The sequence below is a fragment of the Shewanella sp. S1-58-MNA-CIBAN-0166 genome (genome assembly GCF_040310085.1).
Classification (GTDB): domain Bacteria; phylum Pseudomonadota; class Gammaproteobacteria; order Enterobacterales; family Shewanellaceae; genus Shewanella.
Window position 1 is genome coordinate 1 of sequence record NZ_JBEOPN010000066.1, and the last position, 2,342, is coordinate 2,342.

At 40.0% G+C, this 2,342-nt stretch carries 1 pseudogene; it reads right to left on the bottom strand.

Annotated elements, in window-relative coordinates:
• Positions 1-1,136: 1,136 nt before the first annotated feature.
• Positions 1,137-2,109: pseudogene (locus tag AAEY99_RS21080) on the bottom strand (IS630 family transposase).
• Positions 2,110-2,342: the final 233 nt, after the last annotated feature.

Here is a 2,342-nt window from a genome sequence, read left to right on the forward strand (position 1 = left end):
TAGGTCGTTGGCTTGGGGTGCGTATTCTACGCTTTCCCGGGTTGGCGTCAAGTGTTTTTTCAAACTTTCTTTTCGCCTTGAACTCTGTGTTTTGAAGCACTTAATTCAACCTGACTCAGTAACCGCTTGCGCTGTCTGCCGTGTCAGTGGATGCGCATTATAGGCACCACACGGTTTTGCGCAAGGCCTTTTTTATCATATTTATCAATTAATTTTTATACTTAACTTAACACCACCTTAGGCACACCTTACCCACAGACTTACCCACAATCATGGATAACTAAATTCATATTTTACCCCAGGTCAGATGGGCAAGCATATTATCGATTTTGATAATGAGCTTTGCATTTGTTATCGATGCTGCCCAAAAGTAGATATATCACGTTTGGCCAATCATATAATCGAGCTAATAATAATGAGTACCAACACACTTTAGTGTTATCAATCCTACATAAACCCTAGAGAGTTGCGTCATGACATCAATTAACAGCAAGTGGCACCTAAGGACCTAATAACCGCATCTGCCGATATTGATGGATGAAAGTTAGACAGTATTATCGATGAGAATATTCACGTTTATTGTTACTTAGAAAGGGAGCTCGATAATCATTAAGAGGTAACCAACTAATCAATAGAGAAAACATCACTACAAGATAGCCAATGATGAACCTACAGTTACGCTTAGTTTGTTACAACAACAGTGTAATGTTAGCGCGATAAACCAGGTCTGATTTTATAACGTATATCTGGCCTAGAACAAAATGGACCTATTTAGCTGTGGTAGTAAATTTATATGTGAGACATTGGTAAGTTGCCTGTTGTGAAAGACAAAATCCCCATTTGATTTGAGCCAATATGAAAGCCATGAAAGCCATGAAAGCCATGAAAGCCATGAAAGCCATGAAAGCCATGAAAGTATAAAATAGGACAGAATATCAACGGAAGACATAAATGCTGGCAACATGCAGTAATGGACTCATTTTTGGTAAACTTTAAAACAAAATCGATACCTAAGTATGACTACTATTGTAGCTTAATGAGTCTGTAGACGATGTATATGCACAAAACCCAAAAGCCTGCAGAGTTGATGTTTTAAGGAGTGAACTAGATTGATGAATTAATACCATTTACATTAATTAATTGGTCAATTTTGTCCACCGTCTAGAACATAGTTGAATCACCCTTTCCGGCTCTGCAATAAATCGATTCCATGCAATGGAACACTGCTCAACAATATCGTCATATCCACTAAAGCAACGATTTGCGAGTTCATTCTGACGAAGCCATTGCCACACTTATTCTATAGGGTTGAGTTCTGGCGAATAGGGCGGAAGCTTAAGGATACTAAGGTTATCAAAGTCCTCAGTCAGATCTTGTTGATGCCAACCTGCACCATCCATGATGACCAAAGCATGGCGACCCGATTCGGTAGCCTCTGAAATTAATGTTAAATGCTCCCACATATATTCACTGTTGGCATGCGGGGCAATAATTGCCTCTGTCGTGCCCGTTGCAGGACACACCGCACCATATAAATACGCTGATTCGAACTGTTGTTGCCTTACCGCTCGTGGTCGGGTTCCTTTCGTTGCCCAAATAATGCGATCTAACGCCACATGACCAGGGGTGTTAAGGATCGTTGACAGCTGGAAGTTTTTTAAAAGCGTCCTGAATATCTTGAGATTGTTTTGGGTGACGAGAACGGGTCGTTATCCATGACAATCCTAATTGATGCAATAATCTGTAGATATTTGCCTGTTTAAAGGTCACCCCAAATTCAGACTGAATAAAAAGACTGACATCTCTTGCCATCAATCTTCCGCCACTCTCAGACAAGGTTTGACGTTGTACAAATTATTTCAGATTTACCAGTTGTTTCGCCGATAGTTGAGCGGGTCTACCTGGATTATGTTTATCATCTAGAACGCTAATGCCATGAGTTAAATAATGAGTAACCCAAGTATTTACACTGGTTCTACTGACCTTCAGCATGTTGGCTATAGCAGTACGAGAATGACCTTCGGTAAAATGAAGTAAGGCGAGATAACGCATACGTTTACGTGCGCTTTTCTCAGATTTAACTAATGCTGCAAGATTGAGATTATTCATCGATACTGAAGTAAGGAAATGACGAGCAATTAGATCACATATTTAATGCAAATGGTATTAGGCGTCTGGAAATGACCTACTCACACATGGGCATATTCAACAAACTGCTGTTATGTTTTGGCCAATAATAAACTCTACACTATAAATTGCAGACGCAAAAAAGCCCGTTACGTTAGTAACGGGCTTATCACTACTCTTTCGAGTCAATTAGGCGCCTGGAAATGACCTACTCT